Below are 216 nucleotides of genomic sequence, written 5' to 3' on the forward strand. Positions count from 1 at the left end.
CACATTGGGCGTTTCGCCGCGAGAGACTGCGTCGGCAATTGCAGCGAGATCTGGCATCGACGCGCTATGGAAGTGGGTTGAAAGGCCAGCGTCGCGATTATCAAAGCGAATCACGCGGTAGCCTTGTTCTGCCAATATCTGGCAAAACGTTTCGCTCCAGCGAATCATCTGCGTACCCAGACCGGAAATCAGCAGAACAGCTTCCGCCTCGTTATT

Annotated in this window: 1 protein-coding gene; it reads right to left on the reverse strand. The window is 54.6% G+C overall.

Annotation, left to right across the window (positions count from 1 at the left end; all coding sequences use genetic code 11):
* Positions 1 to 216: alpha/beta fold hydrolase (locus C5P05_RS00020; protein WP_420130700.1), on the reverse strand; the 216-nt coding region annotated here is incomplete at both ends.

This window comes from Rhodoferax ferrireducens (assembly GCF_003347515.1).
In the GTDB taxonomy this organism is placed as follows: domain Bacteria; phylum Pseudomonadota; class Gammaproteobacteria; order Burkholderiales; family Burkholderiaceae_C; genus Rhodoferax.